Annotated in this window: 19 protein-coding genes and 2 pseudogenes; 12 read left to right on the forward strand and 9 right to left on the reverse strand. The window is 61.8% G+C overall.

Features of this window, described 5'->3' with window-relative positions:
- Positions 1–6: 6 nt before the first annotated feature.
- Positions 7–1,320, forward strand: coding sequence for a M24 family metallopeptidase (locus NKJ13_RS07380; protein ID WP_352777685.1), 1,314 nt, complete (start codon positions 7–9; stop codon positions 1,318–1,320).
- 131 nt (positions 1,321–1,451) lie between these two features.
- Here NKJ13_RS07380 and NKJ13_RS07385 read toward each other — a convergent pair whose 3' ends face one another.
- The gene (locus NKJ13_RS07385; RefSeq protein WP_352646897.1) at positions 1,452–2,252 is read right to left on the reverse strand and encodes a phosphate/phosphite/phosphonate ABC transporter substrate-binding protein; all 801 of its coding nucleotides are present in this window, start codon (positions 2,250–2,252) and stop codon (positions 1,452–1,454) included.
- A gap of 84 nt (positions 2,253–2,336) precedes the next feature.
- Positions 2,337–3,347, reverse strand: a complete 1,011-nt coding sequence (locus tag NKJ13_RS07390; protein WP_352737204.1) for a fatty acid desaturase — start codon at positions 3,345–3,347, stop codon at positions 2,337–2,339.
- A 228-nt stretch (positions 3,348–3,575) separates the two neighbouring features.
- On the opposite strand from NKJ13_RS07390, the gene NKJ13_RS07395 reads away from it, so the two are divergent.
- Both NKJ13_RS07395 and bmt read left to right on the forward strand, forming a co-directional pair.
- Positions 3,576–4,418, forward strand: a complete 843-nt coding sequence (locus NKJ13_RS07395; protein WP_352737205.1) for a helix-turn-helix domain-containing protein — start codon at positions 3,576–3,578, stop codon at positions 4,416–4,418.
- Positions 4,419–4,506: 88 nt separating this feature from the next.
- Positions 4,507–5,523 carry a betaine--homocysteine S-methyltransferase gene (gene bmt / locus NKJ13_RS07400; protein WP_352737206.1) on the forward strand — a complete coding sequence of 339 codons (1,017 nt, stop codon included), beginning with the start codon at positions 4,507–4,509 and terminating at the stop codon, positions 5,521–5,523.
- A gap of 149 nt (positions 5,524–5,672) precedes the next feature.
- Here bmt and NKJ13_RS07405 read toward each other — a convergent pair whose 3' ends face one another.
- The 5 genes and pseudogenes from NKJ13_RS07405 to NKJ13_RS07425 form a co-directional block, all read right to left on the reverse strand.
- Entirely contained in the window at positions 5,673–7,793 is a 2,121-nt protein-coding gene (locus tag NKJ13_RS07405; RefSeq protein WP_352737207.1) for a vWA domain-containing protein, read from the reverse strand.
- A gap of 2 nt (positions 7,794–7,795) precedes the next feature.
- On the reverse strand, positions 7,796–8,356 hold the full coding sequence (locus NKJ13_RS07410; RefSeq protein ID WP_352737220.1) for an RNA polymerase sigma factor: 561 nt from the start codon (positions 8,354–8,356) through the stop codon (positions 7,796–7,798).
- A gap of 67 nt (positions 8,357–8,423) precedes the next feature.
- A pseudogene (locus tag NKJ13_RS07415) lies at positions 8,424–8,831 on the reverse strand (dienelactone hydrolase family protein); the annotation flags it as partial.
- An 85-nt stretch (positions 8,832–8,916) separates the two neighbouring features.
- A complete protein-coding gene (locus NKJ13_RS07420) occupies positions 8,917–9,606 on the reverse strand; it encodes a hypothetical protein (protein ID WP_352706034.1) in 690 nt (229 codons plus the stop codon).
- An 89-nt stretch (positions 9,607–9,695) separates the two neighbouring features.
- On the reverse strand, positions 9,696–11,270 hold the full coding sequence (locus NKJ13_RS07425; protein WP_254818174.1) for a trimethylamine methyltransferase family protein: 1,575 nt from the start codon (positions 11,268–11,270) through the stop codon (positions 9,696–9,698).
- Positions 11,271–11,579: 309 nt separating this feature from the next.
- Here NKJ13_RS07425 and NKJ13_RS07430 point away from each other — a divergent pair, with 309 nt between their 5' ends.
- Positions 11,580–12,278: a cobalamin B12-binding domain-containing protein gene (locus tag NKJ13_RS07430; RefSeq protein ID WP_023676506.1), complete on the forward strand. Its 699-nt coding sequence runs from the start codon at positions 11,580–11,582 to the stop codon at positions 12,276–12,278.
- 82 nt (positions 12,279–12,360) lie between these two features.
- Here the strand turns inward: NKJ13_RS07430 and NKJ13_RS07435 are convergent, their stop codons facing one another.
- On the reverse strand, positions 12,361–12,501 hold the full coding sequence (locus NKJ13_RS07435) for an entericidin A/B family lipoprotein (protein WP_023676507.1): 141 nt from the start codon (positions 12,499–12,501) through the stop codon (positions 12,361–12,363).
- A gap of 64 nt (positions 12,502–12,565) precedes the next feature.
- Between NKJ13_RS07435 and NKJ13_RS07440 the strand changes: the two genes are divergently transcribed.
- The gene (locus NKJ13_RS07440) at positions 12,566–13,195 is read left to right on the forward strand and encodes a DUF1638 domain-containing protein (RefSeq protein WP_254818173.1); all 630 of its coding nucleotides are present in this window, start codon (positions 12,566–12,568) and stop codon (positions 13,193–13,195) included.
- An 8-nt stretch (positions 13,196–13,203) separates the two neighbouring features.
- On the opposite strand, the gene NKJ13_RS07445 is transcribed toward NKJ13_RS07440, so the two are convergent.
- Positions 13,204–14,127, reverse strand: coding sequence for an NAD-dependent epimerase/dehydratase family protein (locus tag NKJ13_RS07445; protein WP_254818172.1), 924 nt, complete (start codon positions 14,125–14,127; stop codon positions 13,204–13,206).
- A 121-nt stretch (positions 14,128–14,248) separates the two neighbouring features.
- On the opposite strand from NKJ13_RS07445, the gene NKJ13_RS07450 reads away from it, so the two are divergent.
- From NKJ13_RS07450 to NKJ13_RS07480, 7 genes and pseudogenes are all read left to right on the forward strand, one after another.
- Complete coding sequence (locus NKJ13_RS07450; protein WP_352706036.1) at positions 14,249–14,824, forward strand: DUF4893 domain-containing protein; 576 nt, start codon at positions 14,249–14,251, stop codon at positions 14,822–14,824.
- A gap of 77 nt (positions 14,825–14,901) precedes the next feature.
- Positions 14,902–15,317 (forward strand): annotated as a pseudogene (locus NKJ13_RS07455) (hypothetical protein).
- Between the two features lie 43 nt (positions 15,318–15,360).
- Entirely contained in the window at positions 15,361–16,272 is a 912-nt protein-coding gene (locus NKJ13_RS07460) for a fatty acid desaturase (protein ID WP_352505749.1), read from the forward strand.
- Between the two features lie 234 nt (positions 16,273–16,506).
- The gene (locus tag NKJ13_RS07465; protein WP_352505748.1) at positions 16,507–16,809 is read left to right on the forward strand and encodes a virulence factor; all 303 of its coding nucleotides are present in this window, start codon (positions 16,507–16,509) and stop codon (positions 16,807–16,809) included.
- Positions 16,802–17,425: a methylenetetrahydrofolate reductase C-terminal domain-containing protein gene (locus tag NKJ13_RS07470; protein WP_352505747.1), complete on the forward strand. Its 624-nt coding sequence runs from the start codon at positions 16,802–16,804 to the stop codon at positions 17,423–17,425. The genes NKJ13_RS07465 and NKJ13_RS07470 overlap by 8 nt, the downstream gene beginning before the upstream one ends.
- Positions 17,422–18,513: a methylenetetrahydrofolate reductase gene (locus NKJ13_RS07475; RefSeq protein WP_352477600.1), complete on the forward strand. Its 1,092-nt coding sequence runs from the start codon at positions 17,422–17,424 to the stop codon at positions 18,511–18,513. The genes NKJ13_RS07470 and NKJ13_RS07475 overlap by 4 nt, the downstream gene beginning before the upstream one ends.
- Before the next feature lie 80 nt (positions 18,514–18,593).
- The gene (locus NKJ13_RS07480) at positions 18,594–19,568 is read left to right on the forward strand and encodes a methyltetrahydrofolate cobalamin methyltransferase (RefSeq protein ID WP_352737208.1); all 975 of its coding nucleotides are present in this window, start codon (positions 18,594–18,596) and stop codon (positions 19,566–19,568) included.
- The last annotated feature ends 96 nt before the right edge of the window (positions 19,569–19,664 follow it).

Raw genomic sequence — 19,664 nt, forward strand, 5'->3', positions numbered from 1 at the left:
AAGATCATGCCGTTCGAGCCGGACGGCTCGAACGATGTGCTGCGCAAAAAATCGCGGCTGAAGGCCGCTGAACTCAACCAGCATGTGCTGGGCTATGGAGCGCTGGCGGAAGCCGAATGGCAGGCGGCGGGAATTGCTGCTCCTGACCTGCTCGCCATGCGCCGATACCGGCTCGAGCGCATCCGCGCCGAGCTGAAGCGCCGCGACTATGCGGGAGCCTTGCTCTACGATCCGGTCAACATCCGCTATGCGACGGATGCGACCAACATGCAGCTCTGGGTCGCACACAATCGGACCAGGCATTGTTTCGTCGCCACCGATGGCCCGGTGGTGCTGTTCGACTATTTCTCCTGCGAGCACCTTTCCGATCATTCCGGGGTCGTCGACGAGGTGCGGCCGGCAGTGTCGTGGGCTTATCTGTACAGCGGCGAGCTGACCGGTCAAAAAGTCCGCCGCTGGGCAGCCGGCATTGCCGAGCTGGTATTGGAACACGGCGGCGGCAATCGCCGTATCGCGATCGACCACATCAATCCCGAGGGCATCGAAGAGCTCGCCCGTCTCGGCATTTCGACCGGCAATGGCGAGGCGGTGATGGAAAATGCGCGGCTGATCAAATCGCCCGACGAGATCCTTGCCATGCGCCGGGCGATCGTCGCTTGCGAGGCAGCGATGAGTGAGATGGAGCAGGCGCTGAGGCCTGGCATCTCGGAGAATGAATTGTGGGCCGAACTCCATCGTGGCAACATCGCGCGCGGCGGCGAATGGATCGAAACCCGGCTCCTGTCGTCAGGTCCGCGCACCAATCCATGGTTTCAGGAGTGTTCGTCGCGGACGATCGAGGCCGGCGAGCTCGTCGCTTTCGACACCGACCTGATCGGTCCTTACGGCTTCTGCGCCGACCTTTCGCGCACTTGGCTTTGCGGTGACGCGCCGCCCTCGCAGGAGCAGCGCGACCTGTTCCGAATCGCCGCCGACCAGATCGCCCACAACACGGAGCTGATGCGGCCGGGCGTATCGTTCCGCGACCTCGTCGAGCGCTCGTCAGTGCCGCCCGGGGACTGCTTCCCGGCCCGTTACGGGGTGCTCTATCACGGCGTCGGTCTTGCCGACGAATACCCGACCTTGCCGCATGCTAGCGACTGGACCGACGACACACCCGACGGAGTGCTCGAACCTGGCATGGTGCTGTGCGTCGAGAGCTATATCGGCCGGCTTGGCTGCTACGAAGGCGTCAAGATCGAGGAACAGATCCTGATCACCGAAACCGGCAATGAGAAGCTTTCGACCTACCCGCTCGACAATCGGCTGCTTGGCGGCTGAGCGACGCTAATGCATGTCGCGTAAAAGCATGCCCCCGGGCTTGACCCGAGGGTGTGCAGCGGTTCTGCGATAACGACATGCATAAACAGGAATCTAAAGTGCTCGCATGAGGCCGACCGAACGCGACGCGGTTATGTGAGCGCTGCGATCGCCTCGCGCATCGTGGTGACGATCGTTTCCGGCGTTGTCCTTGCCGTGATGAACGGCAAGCCTTTGCGACGCCTTGTCCAGCCGACCACCGTCACCTTCTGGGCCGCAGGCTCGAAACGCTGCGCCAGCGCCCAGCTCTCGCAGTCGATCGCCGCGACGTCGGCCCTGCCCTCGGCAACAGCAACGATCGAAGCACGGTGCCCACAGCTTTCGCTCAACGCGGAAAAGATGTCCAGACTCTCGCCCAATGCTTGCAGGTCGCGAGTTGGCGCGATGATGCCCGACATGGAATCCAAGCTGTTAAAGGTGAAACGCTGGCCGCGCAGCAGATCGAGCGGAATGACGGCACCGCCGTCGGCCGGCGACCTTGCCTGCGGTGCCTCGCCCGCTCTCATGATGATGGCGCTCGAATAGAGTTCGCCCTGTCCACCCTCGAAGGCATCATAACGCGGCTGACCGACGAGCTGGACACGTTGCGACAGGCCGAGTTCCATCGGTCCCCAACAGGTTTGCGCAAGGAGCAGCGCCGGGTGCAGCCAGAGCCGGTGAAAATCCAGCTCGTCCGGCGGCAATGTCGCCGGATCTGGCGCGACGGGTTTTCCCTGATCGTCTCGGATACCGCCAGGCACTGGAGGCAAATCGCCATTGCGGCGGATAATCGTCTCCGGCGCATCGATGCCTCTTTGTCTGAAGGTATCGCGCAACCGCGCCCATTGCGCGTCGACCTCGTCCCGCGCTTCCGGCCAGTCATACATCGGCAAAGCCGCAATGAATTCGCTCATGCCGGGGATTTGACCGTTATGCGAGGAAATTGACAAGTTCAGGAAAGCGTCGTCCGCGCGGAACCGCCTGCAACAACGCAAAATTCACTCTTTCGGCGGCTCGGCGGGTACCGGTGCGCTGCCAAGCCCATTGAGGCTGCGTGCCCTGACACGCGGCTTGAATGCGCGTCCCGGTTCCGGCATGCGCCGCAGCACGGGATGGACGACCGGCTCCTTCGCCTTGAAGGCATAGGCCTTGAGCAACGCGAAATAGTTCGGATAGGCGTAGCCATTGTTCATCCGCAGCCACTCGTCGCGGCGGTCGCGAAACAGTTTCGGCAGCCTGTACCAGGCCACCGTCGGGCTCTTATGATGGACGAAATGTAGATTGTTGTTGAGGAACAGGAAGGACAGCGGCGAGCGCTCGACGATGATCGTGCGGCCTTCCGGATGTTCCGACCATTGGTGCTCGGCGTAGGTGCGGATCGAAATCAGCGATTGTCCCAGCCATACCGGCACCAGAACGTAAAGCCACAATGGCATGCCGAAGCCGAACTGCACGATGGGCAGCACGATGGCGAGGCCGATAGCGTGCAGCAGCCAGGCCTTGCGGACGACCTTGTCGCCCGCGGCAACCTGCCTGGCGTCGTCGATGAAGAAGCCTATGCAGGACAGCCAAGGGCCCAGCACGAAACGGCCGAGCATTGTGTTGTTGATCTTCAGCAGGAATTTCATCGCCGACGGCAGTCCCTCGTGCTGCCAGAGCGCCTTGTAATAGCTTTCGGGATCGTCGAGCGGATCGGTCAGGCGCTCGTCTGCATGGTGGCGCAGGTGAATGGTCTTGAACCGGCGAAACGGCCAGACAAGGCCAATCGGCAGGAACACAAACGCTTCGTTGAGCCGCGCGTTCCGGGTTGGGTGGCCGTGCAGGACCTCGTGCATCAGCGAGGATTGCAGCGTCGCAATCAGGGTCAGAAAGGCGAGCGCCAGCAGCGGGTAGGATGGCCAGAGCAGAAAGCCGGCAGCGAGCCAGCCGCCGTAGCAGAGAAGTGCGAGAAATACGGTCGGCCATTCGATGGCTGCTGCGCCGTGTCGCCTATTGCCCATGCTCGTCATGCTATCGACCACTGCCTTCCAGTCGCCGGAACCCGTTTGATTCCTGACAGCATTGTGTCAGGAGTGTTGCATCGAGGCAACGCGATAAAGCGCACAAACTGTTGCGATTGCGCATTTTCAGCTGCATATGTTATGCATTGTAAACAACGAGCCGGATTCATTTACGCCTGAAGCCCGCGTTCGCAGGTTTCAGCGCAAATTTTTCCTCCTATCGAGTGGGACGGCGATTTGGACAAGCGCGACCTGTCGACGATCTTTCGCGAGCGCCTGAAAACGCTCTTGACAAGGTCCGATTTGAACCAATCAGCGTTCGCCGGTGCGGTTGGCATCGACCGTTCGGCACTGTCGCAGCTGCTCTCCGGCGGCTCGACCCGCCTTCCCCGTGCTGAAACGCTGCTTAACATCGCCGCCGAATTCAAAGTCTCGCTCGACTGGCTGCTCGGCCTCAGCCACGACGAGGGCGTCACCGGTGAAATCCGCGAGAGCCTTGAGATCGAGGAGGCGCCGGACGGCTTCGACCGCACGCTGCTGGCTCGCTGGCATGCCGAGGCGGCGGGAACGAAAATCCGCTACGTGCCGGCCGGCATTCCCGATCTTCTGCGCACCGAGGCGCTTGTCGACTATGAAGCCGTCATCGCCAACAAGAGCCGCGAGGCACAGGCCGGCGAAACGCAGTATCGCATTGACTATAACCGACGGCCCGAAACCGACATGGAAGTCTGTATGCCGCGCCACACGCTGGAGATCTTCGCGCGCGGGCTGGGCGTGTGGGACCGCTTTCCGGAAGCCGACCGCCACCAGCAACTCCTCCACATGGCGACACTGCTCGACGACCTCTATCCCACCTTCCGCCTGTTTCTCTATGACGGGCGGATGCGCTATTCGATCCCCTACACGATCTTCGGACCTTATCGCGCTGCCATTTACGTCGGCGACATGTATCTGGTGCTGAACGCCACGCAGCCGATCCGCATCCTGACCAGCCATTTCGACAATCTGATCCGTGCCGCGGACGTCAACGCGCATGAGGCGGCCAGCTTCACACGAAAGCTGGCGGAGATGCGATTTTGACCGGCTGTTTCCCGCGCCGACATTGACGTCACATAAAGAATTCTTTATATCGTTATCTCAATAATTCTCCGGGAAGGCGTATTCCACAATGACCAATCCAATCGACGCGCTGCTTGCCGAAAGGGGCGTCCTGCTCGCCGATGGCGCCACCGGCACCAATCTGTTCGCCATGGGCCTTGAGGCCGGCGAGGCTCCCGAGCTCTTGAACGAGACCGCACCCGATACCATCACCAGCCTGCACCAGAACTTTGTCGATGCCGGCGCCGACATCATCCTGACCAACTCTTTTGGCGGCACCCGCCATCGGCTCAAGCTGCATCATGCGCAGGACCGGGTCTATGCACTGAACAAGCGCGCCGCCGAGATCGCAAGTGCCGTTGCAAAAAAGGCCGGCCGCAAGGTGATCGTGGCCGGCTCAGTCGGCCCGACCGGCGAGTTGCTGGTACCGCTCGGCGCCATGACCTATGATGAGGCGGTCGAGGCCTTTGCCGAACAGATCGAAGGCCTGAAGGCCGGCGGCGCCGAAGTCGCCTGGATCGAGACCATGTCGGCGCCCGACGAGATCCGCGCCGCCGCCGAAGCCGCCATCCGCGTCGGCCTGCCGTATACCTATACCGGTTCCTTCGACACCGCCGGGCGTACCATGATGGGGTTGCTGCCAAAGGACATTCACGGCGTTGTCGATGGCCTGTCGCAGACACCGCTCGGTGTCGGCGCCAATTGCGGTGTCGGCGCCTCCGATATTCTCGCCTCGCTGCTCGACATGACCGAGGCGAAGCCGGAAGCAACGGTGATCGTCAAGGGCAATTGCGGCATCCCCGAATTTCGCGGTGCCGAGATCTACTATTCGGGCACGCCCGAGCTGATGGCCGATTATGTGCGCCTAGCCGTCGATGCCGGCGCCAAGATCGTCGGCGGCTGCTGCGGTACCTCGTTCCAGCACCTTGCCGCCATGCGCAAGGCGCTCGATGCGCACACCAGGTCGGATCGCCCGACCATCGAGCAGATCGTCGAACGCATCGGTCCGATGCGTAACAAGCAGGCGACGGTCAACGTCGCCGAGACCAGCGAAGCCCGCCGCGAACGGCGCCGCGGACGCGCCTGACGCTTTCGTCTGCGACATCGTCCGCGCGAAGCAGTGCGGCCGCGAAAAAAGGCCGGCAAGGTTTCCCTCGCCGGCCTGCCTCACCCGCCCGTAGGCCGGCTCCCCCTATCAGAACGATCCCATCTGAAAGAAACCGGCCGTCATTGCCACTACCGGTTACCGCCGAGCGCCGAGGCAAGGCGCACAAGCGAGAGGAACTCGGACCGGTATCCAAACGGGTCGGCTCCTCTGGCGGCGATGGCAATCTGCATGATCTTGTCGTAGCCGAACTTCGCGGTCGCATCCTCGTCGCGCAGCTTCTGGCCGAAGGCAGCAACGGCAACGGAGAAACGCTGGTCGGTGCTGGCCTGGTCGAACGACGCCACTTCGTTGGCTGACGTCACTGGCGTGGTGATCAGCTTCGAAGTGTCCTCGTTCGGCAGCTTGTAGCGGATCTTGACGAAGGCATATTCGTCGGCATTGGCAACACCGCCATTGTTCACCGAGGCCTGGCCATAGCGCAGTTGATCAATCTGTTCGCCGCCGCTGCCCTTAGGCGTGATTTCGTAGATCGCTGTGACCGAATGGCCTGAGCCGATCTCGCCGGCGTCGACCCGGTCATTGTTGAAATCCTCGCGATTCATGGCGCGGGTCTCGTAGCCGATCAGCCGGTACTCCGAAACCTTGTTCGGGTTGAACTCGACCTGGATCTTCACGTCCTTGGCGATGGTGAACAGTGTCGAGGAGGCATCCTCGACCAGTACCTTCTCGGCCTCCGCCAACGTATCGATATAGGCAGCGGTGCCATTGCCGTTCTGGGCGATGGTCTGCATCATCTGATCGTTCAGATTGTCGCGGCCGAAGCCGAACACCGACAGGAATACGCCTGTCTTGCGCTCCTTTTCGATCAGCCGCTTCAGATCGTCATCGTCGGTCTGGCCGACATTGAAATCACCGTCGGTGGCGAGCATCACCCGATTGATGCCGTCCTTGACGAAGGATTTCTGCGCCAGCCGGTAGGCTTGCCTGATGCCGGCCTCGCCTGCCGTCGAGCCGCCCGATGTCAGATTGTCGATGGCAGCGAGGATCTTGTCCTTTTCCGAAGCCTTGGTGGGCTCCAGCACGGTACCGGCATCGCCCGCATAGGTGACGATCGAGACGGTGTCGTCAGGTCTCAGCTTGTTGACCAGCAGTCGGAAGGCCGACTGCAGGAGCGGCAGCTTGTCCTGCTCGTTCATCGAGCCCGACACATCGATCAGGAAGACCAGATTGGCCTTGGGCTGCTCGGCCGGCTTCACGTCGAAGCCCTTGATGGCGACATGCATCAGCCTGGTGTGCTCGTTCCACGGGGTCGGCATGACGCTGACGGTCGAGTTGAACGGCGCCGAGGCGGAGCCCGGTCCCTTCCACTCATAGGGGAAGTAGTTGACCATCTCCTCGACGCGCACCGTATCGGCTTGCGGAATAAAACCTTCCTTCAGCGAGCGCCGCACGAAGGAATAGGAAGCGGTGTCGACATCGATAGAGAACGTCGAGACCGGATCTTCCAGCGCGGCATGCACCGGATTGGTCTTGAAATTCTCGATGCGATCGCGGTTTTCCTCTTGCGGCAGCATCTGGTCGGCCGGCGCAGCGGCAGGCTGCTGTGCCATCAGCTTGGGCTCGGCAACCGTGCCAGGCATACGTCCGACCCGCGCGCCGCCATCGACCGCCGGAGCCGCGGTGCTGGTGCCGCCATTCAGCGCAAACTCGCCACTCTGCGCCGGTTCGGGAGCATTGCGGGTGAGCACGTCCTGCTGCGTCAACCCACCGACTGCCGTCGATTCCGCTTTCGGCGGCGATGTCGGCGCCACAAGCGCCTCGCCGACGTCGCGATTTTCACTGTCAGCATCCGCCTTCTTCTGCTTGTCCGCTTCGGCCACGACCGGCGGTTTGACGGTCGCCGGCTTGTCGGCCAGCGTTTCGGTGATCTTATCGTCCCCGCCGAATTCGGGCCCGCTGAATGTGGATTCCCCAAGCATGTACATGGCAGCGTATCCGGCGATCGGCAGGGCAACGAGCCCGGCGAGGGCCGGCGTGGCGAAGAGTTTCTTTTGCATGATTTCGCTCCAGAGCCTTTGTGCTCGCTCTGTGAGACGAAGCCCGCTCACCGATCCTTGGGCGGCCGGTAAAGTTCTTTCTTCCATGTCATAGGCGCGCAGCGCGGCCTGGAGGGCACGCGCCTTTGCGTCCGCGTCCGGCGCCGGTGCCGCGATGTCGCGCAGTCTCTTGAGTTCGTTGTCGTCGACCATGGTCACACTTCCCCGGCTGAACGCATCAGCGTCTTCAGCCGTTTCTTCGCTTCATGGATGTGCCAGGAAACCGTCGTCTCCGAGATCGCCATCGCCTCGGCGGCGGCTGCATGGCTCAGCCCTTCGCCATAGACCAGCAGCACCGCGTCGCGCTGCTTGTCCGGCAGCTTGCGCACCGCCGCCCAGAGCGCCTCGGCCGGGTCTTCCGGCTCAGCCGAGATTTCCCCCAAAATCAGGACATAGGCGCCATAGGCATCGGTCTTGACCGTCTCGCGGGCGGTCTTGCGCATCATGTCGCGCGCCGCATTCAGCGTCATGGCGTAGAGCCATGTCGTGAAGGCGCCGCTGCCATGATAGTCGCGGATCGCCCGGCCAAGCCGGACGCAGACTTCCTGGGCGATATCCTCGGCGTCGGCCTTTTTCCCGCACCAGCGATAGGCGGCGCGATAGACGAAACCGTAGTGCCTTCCGAGCAACTTGCCGAAAGCACCCCGATCTCCGCCCTTCGCCCGCCCGATCAGTTCAGCGTCGGAGGCTTCGCTTTCGTCCAGCATCATCGCCATCATTGCCTGTTGGACGAAGGCTAATGGCTGTTCCTTGGGGCGATGGAAAGAATTTTCTGGCGCGCCGTCACGTCGTAACGGTTGGCGTGCCCTGACCGAGCGTCTCCGCGAACAGCGTCGTCAGCCGCTTCCAGTGGCGCTCGCCGCCGGCTGCATCGAAGGCGCTGTGGTCCGGCACGCACCAGCCGTGCGCCATGCCGGCATAGTTCTCGATGACATGGTCGACCTCGGCCGCGCGCAGCGCTTCAGCCAGCCGCGCCGTTTGCGCGGGCGGAAAGCTGCGATCTGTGCCGGCCGTACCGATATAAACCCTTGCCTTGAGCGAAGCGGCCTTCCGGTGCGGACTGTTGGCAGCGTCACCAGCCAGATTGCCGCCGTGGAAACTGGCCGCCGCGACGATGCGGCCGGGATAGCTGGCCGCTGCGTTCAGCGCCCGCGCTCCACCCATGCAGTAGCCGACAATGCCGACCGGCCCGGCGTGCGATAGATACCCGCGGTGACCGTCGCGGCAAGCTGTAGTGAGGCGATCTGCTTCAAGATTTCGTGCGGCATCGGCGACGCTACAGACGCGCGAATGCTGCCATGTGAAAGGCCTGAACTTCGGCCGGATAGCGATAGTCGGTGCCGTAAGGACAGGCGTTGCGATCAAGGCAGCCGCCGGTGCGGCAGGGCGCGCCGTTTTGCCCGCGCACATGGGCCAGACAGGTTTCATGTGCAAAACCATCCGCAGAATAAGCCTTTACCGGACAGGATTTCAGGCAAGGTTTTTCCAGACATGTATCGCAAAGGTGAATTATGTCGCGGGGTTCTTGGAGCGCAATTTCGTCTTCGAACAGCAGCGCGCCGCGATAGGCATGCCAGAGCCCATATTGCGGATGCATGAGAATGCCGAGCGGTGACGGCTTCAGCCCCTCCGCACGCATCGCCCATTGCTGGAATGGCAGATAAGGCCTGTCGGACGGCGACACCGCGCGCGCCCCGAATTTTCCGGCCACCGCGCCGATCACTTCGCGCGACCATCTGTCGAGCGGATCGTCGATCGGCTGTGACTGTTTCTCCAGCCAGCGCATGAAGTGCGGCCAAGGTGCGGCACCCGCCTGCCCCACCAGCAGGATGGATTTGGCGGCAGCGCCGGAGAGATCGGAAGGCGCCTTCTCAGCGCCTGCAAAATTGAAGCCGCCGCAAAGCACGAGACCGTGTGCGGAAAGTGCCGCCGCGATGGTTTCGACCATGCTGCGCTCGAGGATCATCCCTTCTTGTCCGGGTCGGAGAAGGCGCTCCGCCAGACTTCCTTGTGGATGATGTTGGCGACTTTAGCCCCGCCTGATTCGGGCTCCTTTCAGGTGAAGGCGTCGGCCATCGACGCCTTCTTCCTGGCAATGAAGTCCTTCAGCCCGTCGTCGATACCCGGATCGAGATGCGGCGCCTCGTAGCTTTCCAGCCAGCGGCGGGCGAGCTCGTTGGCGCGCTGCGGCGCGGTTTTTTCGCCTTCGGCCAGCCATTGCTCGTAAGAATTGTTGTCGGCGATGTTGGAACGGTAGAACGCGGTCTGGAAATTCGCCTGGGTGTGGTCGCAGCCGAGATAGTGGCTGCCCGGGCCAACCTGGCGGATGGCGTCCATCGCCTGGCCGTTTTCCGACAGGTCGACGCCTTCGGAGAACTTCTGCGTCATGCCGAGCTGGTCGATATCCATCATGAACTTTTCGTAGCAGGAGGCGAGACCGCCCTCGAGCCAGCCGGCCGAATGCAGCACGAAATTGGTGCCGGCCAGGATCGTCGAGTTCAGCGTGTTGGCGCTCTCGTAGGCGGCCTGCGCATCGGGGATTTTTGAAGCACAGAGCGAACCGCCGGTGCGGAACGGCAGGCCGAGCCTGCGGGCAAGCTGTGCGGCGCCATACGAGACCAGCGACGGCTCCGGCGTGCCGAAAGTCGGCGCGCCCGACTGCATCGAGATCGACGAGGCGAAGGTGCCGAACAGAACCGGCGCACCCGGCCGGATCAGTTGTGTGAACGATGCCCCGGCCAGAACCTCGGCCAAAACCTGTGTCAGCGTGCCGGCGACCGTCACCGGGCTCATCGCACCGGCAAGGATGAACGGCGTGACGATACAGGCCTGATTGTGGCGCGAATAGACCTTCAGCGCTCCCAGCATGGTCTCGTCGAAGACCATCGGCGAGTTGGCATTGATCAGGCTGGTCAGCACCGTGTTGTTCTCGACGAAATCGTCACCAAACACGATCTTGGCCATCGCCACCGTGTCTTCAGCGCGCTCGGGCGCGGTCACCGAGCCCATGAACGGCTTGTCCGAATATTTGATATGGCTGTAGACCATATCGAGATGCCGTTTGTTGACCGGCACATCGACCGGCTCGCAAACCGTGCCGCCCGAATGGTGGATCGACGGCGCCATATAGGCGAGTTTTACGAAATTCCGGAAATCCTCGATCGTCGCATAGCGCCTGACGCCGTCGAGATCGCGCACGAAGGGCGGTCCATAGACCGGCGCGAACACTGTCGCGTTGCCGCCGATCTGCACCGAGCGCTCGCCGTTGCGGGCGTGCTGGGTATACACGGACGGAGCGGTCTTCAACAGCGAGCGGCAGAGGCCCTTGGGGAAATGCACCCGCTCGCCCTTGACGTCGGCGCCCGCCTCTTTCCAAAGCTTTAGCGCCTCGGCGTCGTCGCGGAAGATGATGCCGATCTCCTCCAGCACCGTGTCGGTGTTCTTTTCGATCAGCGCCAGCCCTTCCTCGTCCAGCACTTCATAGACGTTGATCTTGCGCTTGATATAGGTGAGCTGTGTGCCGGGGCCGCCGCCCGAACGTGCAGCCCGTCGGGCTGCGGCGCCACCGCTGGCAGCGCGCCCGCGCCGCGCGTTTGACGCTTCCTGATCGACCGGCGCGTTCTCACTCATAATCGTTCTTCCCTGGCTTTCGTTCTGGCCTTGATTTACTCCGGCCGGGCTCTTGTACCGGCCTGAAATCCGTTTGCGGCCGCATATTGCGGTCTCTGGCCGGATCGTAGCCATGCACCCTATTCGAAACGGCCCGCCAGCGCCAACGCCTGTCGCAAAATCGACAAGAATTCCAAGAGATTTACGGTCGCTTTCGTTTTGCGGGAAGTCGCAAATCGGCTATGGACAACCGGCCCATGCGGGTTAGGTATTGGCGCGATATTTTTAAGCTGCCGCGATAGTTGTAGCCGGCAAGGAGCCTGAGAAAAAATGGCCGACGACGAGATCATCCTTTCGGAACTCTCCGACGACGAGTTGGTGCAGCAGATGCACGACGATCTTTATGACGGGTTGAAGGAAGAAATCGAGGAAGGCACCAATATCCTTCTCGAACGCGGCTGGGCGCCTTACAAGGTGTTGACCGAGGCTCTGGTCGAAGGCATGCGCATCGTCGGTGAGGACTTCCGCGATGGCATCCTGTTCGTTCCCGAAGTGCTGCTGTCGGCCAACGCGATGAAGGCCGGCATGTTCATCCTGCGTCCGCTGCTTGTCGCCACTGGCGCACCAAAGCAGGGTAAGATGGTGATCGGCACCGTCAAGGGCGACATCCACGATATCGGCAAGAACCTGGTCGGCATGATGATGGAAGGCGCCGGCTTCGATGTCATTGACCTCGGCATCAACAATGCGGTCGAAAAATATCTCGATGCCATCGAAAAGCACCAGCCCGACATTATCGGCATGTCAGCGCTACTGACGACGACCATGCCTTACATGAAGGTCGTCATCGATACGATGAAGGAAAAGGGCATTCGCGACGACTATGTTGTGCTGGTCGGCGGTGCGCCGCTCAACGAGGAATTCGGCAAAGCCGTCGGTGCCGACGCCTATTGCCGCGACGCCGCGGTGGCGGTCGAGACCGCCAAGGACTTCATGAAGCGCAAGCACAACGTCCGCGCTTCGGCCTGAGGTCAATAAGTCCGGCACCAACGAGAAAAGCCGCGCCTTGCAGTGCGGCTTTTTTATTCCCAAATGTTTAGAGCCGTGCGGATCAGGGTTTCTTGACGGTATCGTCAACAGCTTTAGCAGTGGATTTGATATCCTTACCGACGCCGCGCACCGTGTTGGCGCAGGCCGAAACAGCCAAGGCGCAGGCGAGAATAGCGATTGGCGCAACGCGGAACAATTTCATGAATGGTGTCTCCCTCAGCATATAAATTCGCTGGACAGCAACGAAGATGGATTAGACTGGTTCCATGACTACCGCGCGAAAACAACAATCCGATCAGGGCGACAGGCTGCTCGTCATCGCCTGCGGGATGATTGCGCGCGAGGTTTTGGCGGTCAAGGAGCAGCTTGGGCTCGACCATCTCGACCTGACCTGCCTGCCAGCGGAGTTCCACTTCTATCCGGACCGCATCGCGCCGGCCATGGACAAGGCAATCGAGAAGGCCAAGACCGACGGCTACAGACACATCTTCGTCGGCTATGCCGATTGCGGCACGGGTGGCTTGCTCGATCGGATCTGCGAGAAGCATGGCGTCGAGCGCATGGCCGGGCCGCATTGCTTTGCTTTCTACCAGGGCATGGATACCTATGCGAAGGTCGCCGATGATGACATGATGTCGTTCTACATGACCGATTTCCTCTGCCGGCAATTCGATGCCTTCTTCATGAAGCCGCTCGGCCTGGACAAGCACCCGGAGCTGATCAAGGACTATTTCGGCAACTACGAGAAGCTGATCTATATCGCTCAGACTGACGACCCGGAACTCGACAAGGTCGCCGAAAAGGCGGCGAAAATGCTCGGTCTCGCCTATGAGCGGCGCTCGACCGGCTATGGTGACCTGACGAAGGAACTGGCCAGCGCTGCAATCCTGGCTTGACGGTACTTCTAGGCAAGGCCTTCTTCAGCTTCGAGCCCGGCGAGCACATCGGCAAAGCTCGTCTTGCAGACGAAACCCAGCCGGTCCCTCGCTCGCGACGCATCGTAGACCCGGTCGATCGACGAAAAAATCGTCCAGCCTTTCTTCGCGTAGAGTGCCGGATAATCCGGAAAATAGCGTGCGACGACCGAGGGTGCATCGGCGATCAATGCCGCGCAATCCTCGGGCTGGAACGGTGTCGGTGCCGAAATGATGAAGATGTCGAAGCCCAATTGCGGTGCTTTCTCCAAGGCAGCGATATGGGCATCGGCAGCATCCTCCACCGTCAGCCGGCGAAACAAAAGCTCATTGGCTTTGGTGTTGGCGTCCGACTGTTCGATCACGTGCGCCATATCGTCTGCTTCGGGAAAGAACCGAGCGGTGCGCAGTACGATCGACGGAAGGCCGAACTGGAGCTGGTAAAGGCGACAAAGATGTTCCGCGGCAAGCTTGGTGACGCCATAGATGTTGCGTGGCTCCGGCGACATGTCTTCCGTCAGCCATGCCGCCTTGCGCGCGCCTCCCGTGAAACCGGCGCGTATGGCCTCGGAAATCATCAGCGATGTCGTCGACGTAAACACGAAGCGCTGAACCGCGAATGCAGCGGCCGCATCGAGCAGGTTGAGCGTGCCGCGCACATTCGTCTCGACGAAATCCTCGTTGCGATAACGTTCGATGTCGGGCTTGTGCAGCGCGCCGCTGTGGATGATGGCCTCGATGCGGTTCTCCTCGACCGCCTGCATGACCAGGTCGCGATCGGCGACTGAGCCGACGATTGGAGTTTCCGAAGACGGAACGGGATCGAGGCCGGTGACGTCATGGCCGAGGGCCCGCAGGCGCGGTGCCAAGGCGCTGCCCAGCCAGCCCGACGATCCCGTCAGCAAGATCCGCATTCTTTCCACCTCGTTTCCGCTGTCGATGCCCAAGCACGGATGACAGAACGTGGCGAAACATTAAGGTATGCGCCAGACAAGAAAACGGGCTGCTCTAGCCATCAACAGGGAAACGCCACCGATGATCGCTCGCCTCATGTTTGCCGCAGCAACTGTCCTCTGCTTGACCATGCCCGCGTTCGCCGACGGCGAGGTGCAGAAGTTGATAACGGCTGCCGACAAGGCGCGGCTCGACAAATATGGCGAGACGCGCAAGGCAGCGCTTGACGAGGCGAAGGCCGGCGATCCAGCCGAGGTCAAGCAGCTCGACGCCTTGCTGGCAAAGCCGCTGGTTTCCTTCTCCGACAACGACCTGACCGGCAACTGGCAATGCCGCACCATCAAGGCCGGCGGATTGAGCCCGCTCGTCATCTATGGCTGGTTCAAATGCAAGGTGAGCGACGATGGTTCCGGCTGGAGACTGGAAAAGATCACCGGCTCGCAGCGCACCAAGGGCCGCTTCTTCGACGATGGCGAGAAACGCGCCATCTATCTTGGTTCCTTCTACGTCAACGACGATCCGGCAAAGCCCTACGGCAGCGGCCCGGAAAGCGATCAGGTCGGCTATGCCTTCCGCAACAGCGCCAGCGAATGGCGCATCGAGTTCCCGGCGCCCTATTACGAATCGAAGCTCGACATCCTCGAACTCAAGCGCTGAGCCCCGATCACCAAGGGTTAACCCGGTCAGCCTAGCATTCGCGCGCAAAGAACAGGTCTTTGCGGAGGTCGCGAACCATGGCACGGTCGAAACCAAACCAACGACCGATCGTCGTCGTTACCGAAGGCGGCTCGCATATCTGGGCGATCGTCAACGCGGTCGCCGATCAACTCGGGCCGGTCAGTGTTATCCTCGAAGCACCTGAATCCAAAAAGCAATTGCTTCTCGGACGGGCGCGACGGCAAGGCTGGGCCTCGGCCATCGGTCAACTCGGCACGATGATGCTGACCCGGCAAAACCGCAGCCGGGCGACACAATTTCAAGCTACGCGTTGCGGCAGGCGGCGTTCTCGCGCGACATCTGCGTCGAGGCGGTCAGAGATGCGCTGGCCGGCAAGCTCGGCACGGTCGAGCCCGGCCTGCCTTCGAAACAATGGTATCACCCGACGGTCTGGTCCTATTTCTGGACCGGGATAACGAACGGCGTCTGGTGACGCGCCGATTTACCGGATGCCCACCCGCCGCTAACATTGCATCATGAGCGACATCGATCACCGCACCATCATTGCCGGCCTTTCGGTCGAGGACCGTCGCGACCTCACCGCCAGGCTTGACCGGCCAGGCATTTTCCGGCTGGCCGCCCATGGCGGGCTGGTTATCCTGCTGGGCGCGTTGATCGCCGCCCGCATCCCGTTCTGGCCGCTTCTCGTCTTGCCGCAGGGAATCCTGATCGTCTTCTTCTTCACGCCGCTGCACGAGACCATCCATGAAACGGCGTTCAGGACGGCGTGGCTCAATCGCGCTGTTGCCGCCGTGGCCGGCTTCCTGATCCTGCTGCCGCCGGCATGGTTCCGCTATTTCCATTTCGCCCATCACCGCCATACGCACGACCCCGAAAACGACCCCGAACTGAGGGCGCCGAAGCCGGAGACCGTCAGCCAATATCTGCGCTATCTGTCGGGCGGCCCCTATTGGATCGCCATGGGCCGCGTGGTCGCAACCAATGCGGCTGGCCGCAATCGCGACGGCTTCGTACCGGAAAAGAGTCGCGGCAAGGTGGTTGCCGAAGCACGGCTGTTCCTTATCGGTTATGCGGTGTTGCTGGCCGCATCTCTCACCATACAGTCGGCGCTGCTGTTGTGGGTCTGGATCGTGCCGGTGCTGGTAGGACAGCCGTTTTTGCGGGCCTACCTGCTGGCCGAGCACGCGTTGTGCCCGCATGTCGCCAACATGCTCGAGAACACCCGCACCACCTTCACCAACAGGCTGGTGCGCTTCGTGGCCTGGAACATGCCATACCATTCGGAGCACCATTCCTATCCGGCCGTTCCCTTCCACCGCCTGCCGCGCTTCCATGAGATCGTCGCGGAGCATCTAGGCACGACCGAACGAGGTTACGTGCGTTTCCACAGGAAGCTGGTCGGCAGCTTCGATGGCCGCGCCGGCTGACCTGTGCTGAAAGACTCCGCTTTCAACCGCGGCCGTCGATTGCGTCGCTTTTGAAGGCCCCCGCGTCGTCCCATAACAAGCAGCCCAACAGCGCTTCCGGCAATGCTCGAAACCACTGCATTGGCCCAAAACATCGGAATCGATCTTTGGAGGGCACGATGCAGCGGAGTTAGATGGTAGAGCATCGTTTGTGCGTTCGATTGGACGCGCGGCGCTCTGCAGGAGCAGGAATTCATGGCCGATCTGATCGTCGTCTACTGGCGCGACATCCCCGCCCAGGTCATCGTCAAAAAGGGCCGGCAGAACGCCAAGCGCGAACTGCCGCTGCGCTTCACCGAGGCGATCGACATGTGCGCCATGCGCACCGGCGCCGGCGGCACCGACGACTATCTTGCCGAATGGCGCAAGGCAGAACCCATCCTAGTCGGTGACGATCTTGAAGCCGAGGCGGAGAAGGCTCTTCAGGAAATCGATGCGAAATACGACCGCGAGCGGCTGATAGCTCTGGTCAAGGCGGGCGGCAAAGAAAATGTCTGATCCCCAATCAATGCCGGCGACGACGGCTCAGACCGGCCTGACGCAGGCGACCATCGTCAGGAAGGCGGCGCCGAAATCCGACTACAAGCCGGCCGACGTGTCGCCGCAGCGGCGCGTGCAGCGTTCGTTTGCAGTGCGGCTTTGGTCGGTCCGGCATTCGCGGTTGCTCGAATGGTTTTACGCCAAATTCGCCGACATGTTTCTGCTCCTCCACCCGCTTTGGAAGGGCATCGGCTACAGCCGCGTCGAAGGACCGGTGAAATTCGTCGAAAAGCGCGTCAAGGGTTTCATGTTCGACTGCCGCATGTGCGGCCAGTGCATCCTTTCCTCGACCGGCATGTCGTGCCCGATGAACTGCCCTAAGCAATTGCGCAACGGCCCTTGTGGCGGTGTCCGCGCCAACGGCAATTGCGAGGTCGAGCCTGATATGCCCTGCGTCTGGGTTAAGGCCTGGGAAGGCTCGCGGAACATGGTGCATGGCGACAGGATTTTGGAGGTGCAGAAACCGGTCGACCAATCCTTGCGCGAGACCTCCGCGTGGCTGCGCGTCACCGCGCAGGCGGCGGCCGCCCGCGATGCGGCCCGGAACATTACCAACACTGGAGCGTCGGCATGATTGGCCGCCAGCCCGACGAGAATCCGGCCGGCATCCATTTGCCGCTCGATCCCCTGCCCGGCCACACCTCGCGTGGTCGCCTGGAGCGCGTATTGAGACGCGGCGAATTCGCAGTGACGACCGAGCTCAATCCGCCCGACAGCGCCGATCCGGAAGACGTCTACAACCGCGCCAGGATTTTCGACGGCTGGGTCGACGCCATCAATGCCGTCGACGCTTCCGGCGCCAACTGCCACATGTCGTCGGTCGGCATCTGCGCCCTCCTGACCCGCATGGGCTATGCCCCGATCATGCAGATCGCCTGCCGCGACCGGAACCGCATCGCCATCCAGGGCGACGTGCTTGGGGGTGCTGCGATGGGCGTCGCCAATATGCTCTGCCTGACCGGCGACGGCGTGCAGGCCGGCGACCAGCCCGGCGCCAAGCCGGTGTTCGATCTCGACTGCATGTCGCTGCTCGAAACCTGCCGTATCATGCGCGACAACGGAAAATTCCTGTCCGGCCGCAAATTGACGACCCCGCCGCAGCTTTTCCTTGGCGCGGCCATCAACCCGTTCGCGCCGCCGATCGATTTCCGGCCCTATCGGCTTGGCAAGAAGATCGCTGCCGGCGCGCAGTTCGTGCAGAGCCAGTATTGCTTCGACGTGCCGATGTTCCGTACCTACATGCAGAAGGTCCGCGATCTCGGCTATACCGAGAAATGCTTCATCCTGTGCGGCGTCGGGCCGCTGGCCTCGGCCAAGACGGCCAAATGGATCCGCTCCAACGTGCCGGGCATTCACATTCCCGATCAGATCGTCAAGCGCCTGGAAGGCGCTCAGGATCAGAAGAAGGAAGGTAAGCAGCTCTGCATCGACATCATCAATGAGGTGAAGGAAATTCCCGGTGTGTCCGGCGTTCATGTGATGGCCTATCGCCAGGAAGAATACGTCGCCGAGATCGTCGACGAATCCGGCGTGCTGAAGGGTCGCCGGCCATGGAAGCGCGAAATCCGCCGCGACGACCAGCTCGTTGCCGACCGGCTCGACCACATACTGCATGACGACCTCACCGAAACCCAGGTCGACATGGTCAAAACCGCGCATTGACAGCGCGAATCGTCAGCATTCGCTTGATCACAAACAGATAACGATATAAAGAACTCTTTATATCACGATGGAGAGATTTCATGACCCGCACCATCGTCGCCTCGGCGACACGAGAAATCATCATCGGCTTCGATCAGCCCTTCTGCGTGATCGGCGAGCGCATTAATCCGACCGGCCGCAAAAAGCTCGCCGCCGAAATGATCGCCGGCAATTTTGAGACCGTCATCAAGGATGCGCTGGAGCAGGCCGCCTGCGGCGCGGCCATGCTCGACGTCAACGCCGGCGTCACCGCAGTCGACCCCAACGCCACCGAGCCGGCGCTGCTGGTGCAGACGCTGGAGATCGTGCAGGGCCTGGTCGATCTGCCGCTGTCGATCGACTCCTCGGTGACCGCCGCGATCGAAGCGGCGCTGAAGGTCGCCAAGGGCCGGCCGCTGGTCAATTCCGTCACCGGCGAGGAGGAAAAGCTCGAAGCCATCCTGCCGCTGATCAAGAAATACAACGTTCCGGTCGTCGCCATTTCCAACGACGAGACCGGTATTTCGATGGACCCCGATGTGCGCTTTGCCGTCGCCAAGAAGATCGTTCAGCGCTGCGCCGACTTCGGCATTCCGGCGCATGACGTGGTCGTCGACCCGCTGGTCATGCCGATCGGCGCGCTGGGCGATGCCGGCCGCCAGGTATTTGCCCTGCTACGCCGGCTGCGCGAGGAGCTCAAGGTCAACACCACCTGTGGCCTCTCCAACATCTCATTCGGCCTGCCGCACCGTCATGGCATCAACGCCGCCTTCATCCCGATGGTGATCGGCGCCGGCATGACCTCGGCGATCATGAACCCGGTGCGGCCGCAGGAAATGGAAGCGGTGCGCGGCGCCAACGTGCTGAACGGCACCGACGAGAACTGCACCAACTGGATCAGGACATACAAGGACTACAAGCCTGCTGAAGGCGGCCAGGCCGTTGCCGCCCGGACGCAGGTCAACGCGCCGGGCGATGGCAATGGCAATGGCGGACGCAGGCGCGGCGGCCGCGAAGCGCGGATGGCCCGGGGTTGAGCCATGGCTTGGCCGACACGATATGGGTTTACGACTGGGAGGAACCGAAACACAGCGGCATCGCTGCCGTGGCCAAGACCCGAGCAGCGTAGAACG

It is taken from the genome of Mesorhizobium sp. M0174, from assembly GCF_040322275.1.
Lineage (GTDB): Bacteria > Pseudomonadota > Alphaproteobacteria > Rhizobiales > Rhizobiaceae > Mesorhizobium.

Excerpts from the sequence above, each read along its gene's own strand:
- NKJ13_RS07440 (WP_254818173.1), top strand. The coding sequence starts at position 12,566 with ATGACTACCGCGCGAAAACAACAATCCGATCAGGGCGACAGGCTGCTC.
- NKJ13_RS07420 (WP_352706034.1), bottom strand. The coding sequence starts at position 9,606 with ATGATCCTCGAGCGCAGCATGGTCGAAACCATCGCGGCGGCACTTTCC.
- NKJ13_RS07475 (WP_352477600.1), top strand. The coding sequence starts at position 17,422 with ATGATTGGCCGCCAGCCCGACGAGAATCCGGCCGGCATCCATTTGCCG.
- NKJ13_RS07435 (WP_023676507.1), bottom strand. The coding sequence starts at position 12,501 with ATGAAATTGTTCCGCGTTGCGCCAATCGCTATTCTCGCCTGCGCCTTG.
- NKJ13_RS07450 (WP_352706036.1), top strand. The coding sequence starts at position 14,249 with ATGATCGCTCGCCTCATGTTTGCCGCAGCAACTGTCCTCTGCTTGACC.
- NKJ13_RS07460 (WP_352505749.1), top strand. The coding sequence starts at position 15,361 with ATGAGCGACATCGATCACCGCACCATCATTGCCGGCCTTTCGGTCGAG.
- NKJ13_RS07470 (WP_352505747.1), top strand. The coding sequence starts at position 16,802 with ATGTCTGATCCCCAATCAATGCCGGCGACGACGGCTCAGACCGGCCTG.
- NKJ13_RS07465 (WP_352505748.1), top strand. The coding sequence starts at position 16,507 with ATGGCCGATCTGATCGTCGTCTACTGGCGCGACATCCCCGCCCAGGTC.
- NKJ13_RS07445 (WP_254818172.1), bottom strand. The coding sequence starts at position 14,127 with ATGCGGATCTTGCTGACGGGATCGTCGGGCTGGCTGGGCAGCGCCTTG.
- NKJ13_RS07380 (WP_352777685.1), top strand. The coding sequence starts at position 7 with ATGCCGTTCGAGCCGGACGGCTCGAACGATGTGCTGCGCAAAAAATCG.
- NKJ13_RS07480 (WP_352737208.1), top strand. The coding sequence starts at position 18,594 with ATGACCCGCACCATCGTCGCCTCGGCGACACGAGAAATCATCATCGGC.
- NKJ13_RS07425 (WP_254818174.1), bottom strand. The coding sequence starts at position 11,270 with ATGAGTGAGAACGCGCCGGTCGATCAGGAAGCGTCAAACGCGCGGCGC.
- NKJ13_RS07405 (WP_352737207.1), bottom strand. The coding sequence starts at position 7,793 with ATGGTCGACGACAACGAACTCAAGAGACTGCGCGACATCGCGGCACCG.
- bmt (WP_352737206.1), top strand. The coding sequence starts at position 4,507 with ATGACCAATCCAATCGACGCGCTGCTTGCCGAAAGGGGCGTCCTGCTC.
- NKJ13_RS07390 (WP_352737204.1), bottom strand. The coding sequence starts at position 3,347 with ATGACGAGCATGGGCAATAGGCGACACGGCGCAGCAGCCATCGAATGG.
- NKJ13_RS07430 (WP_023676506.1), top strand. The coding sequence starts at position 11,580 with ATGGCCGACGACGAGATCATCCTTTCGGAACTCTCCGACGACGAGTTG.
- NKJ13_RS07385 (WP_352646897.1), bottom strand. The coding sequence starts at position 2,252 with ATGAGCGAATTCATTGCGGCTTTGCCGATGTATGACTGGCCGGAAGCG.
- NKJ13_RS07410 (WP_352737220.1), bottom strand. The coding sequence starts at position 8,356 with ATGGCGATGATGCTGGACGAAAGCGAAGCCTCCGACGCTGAACTGATC.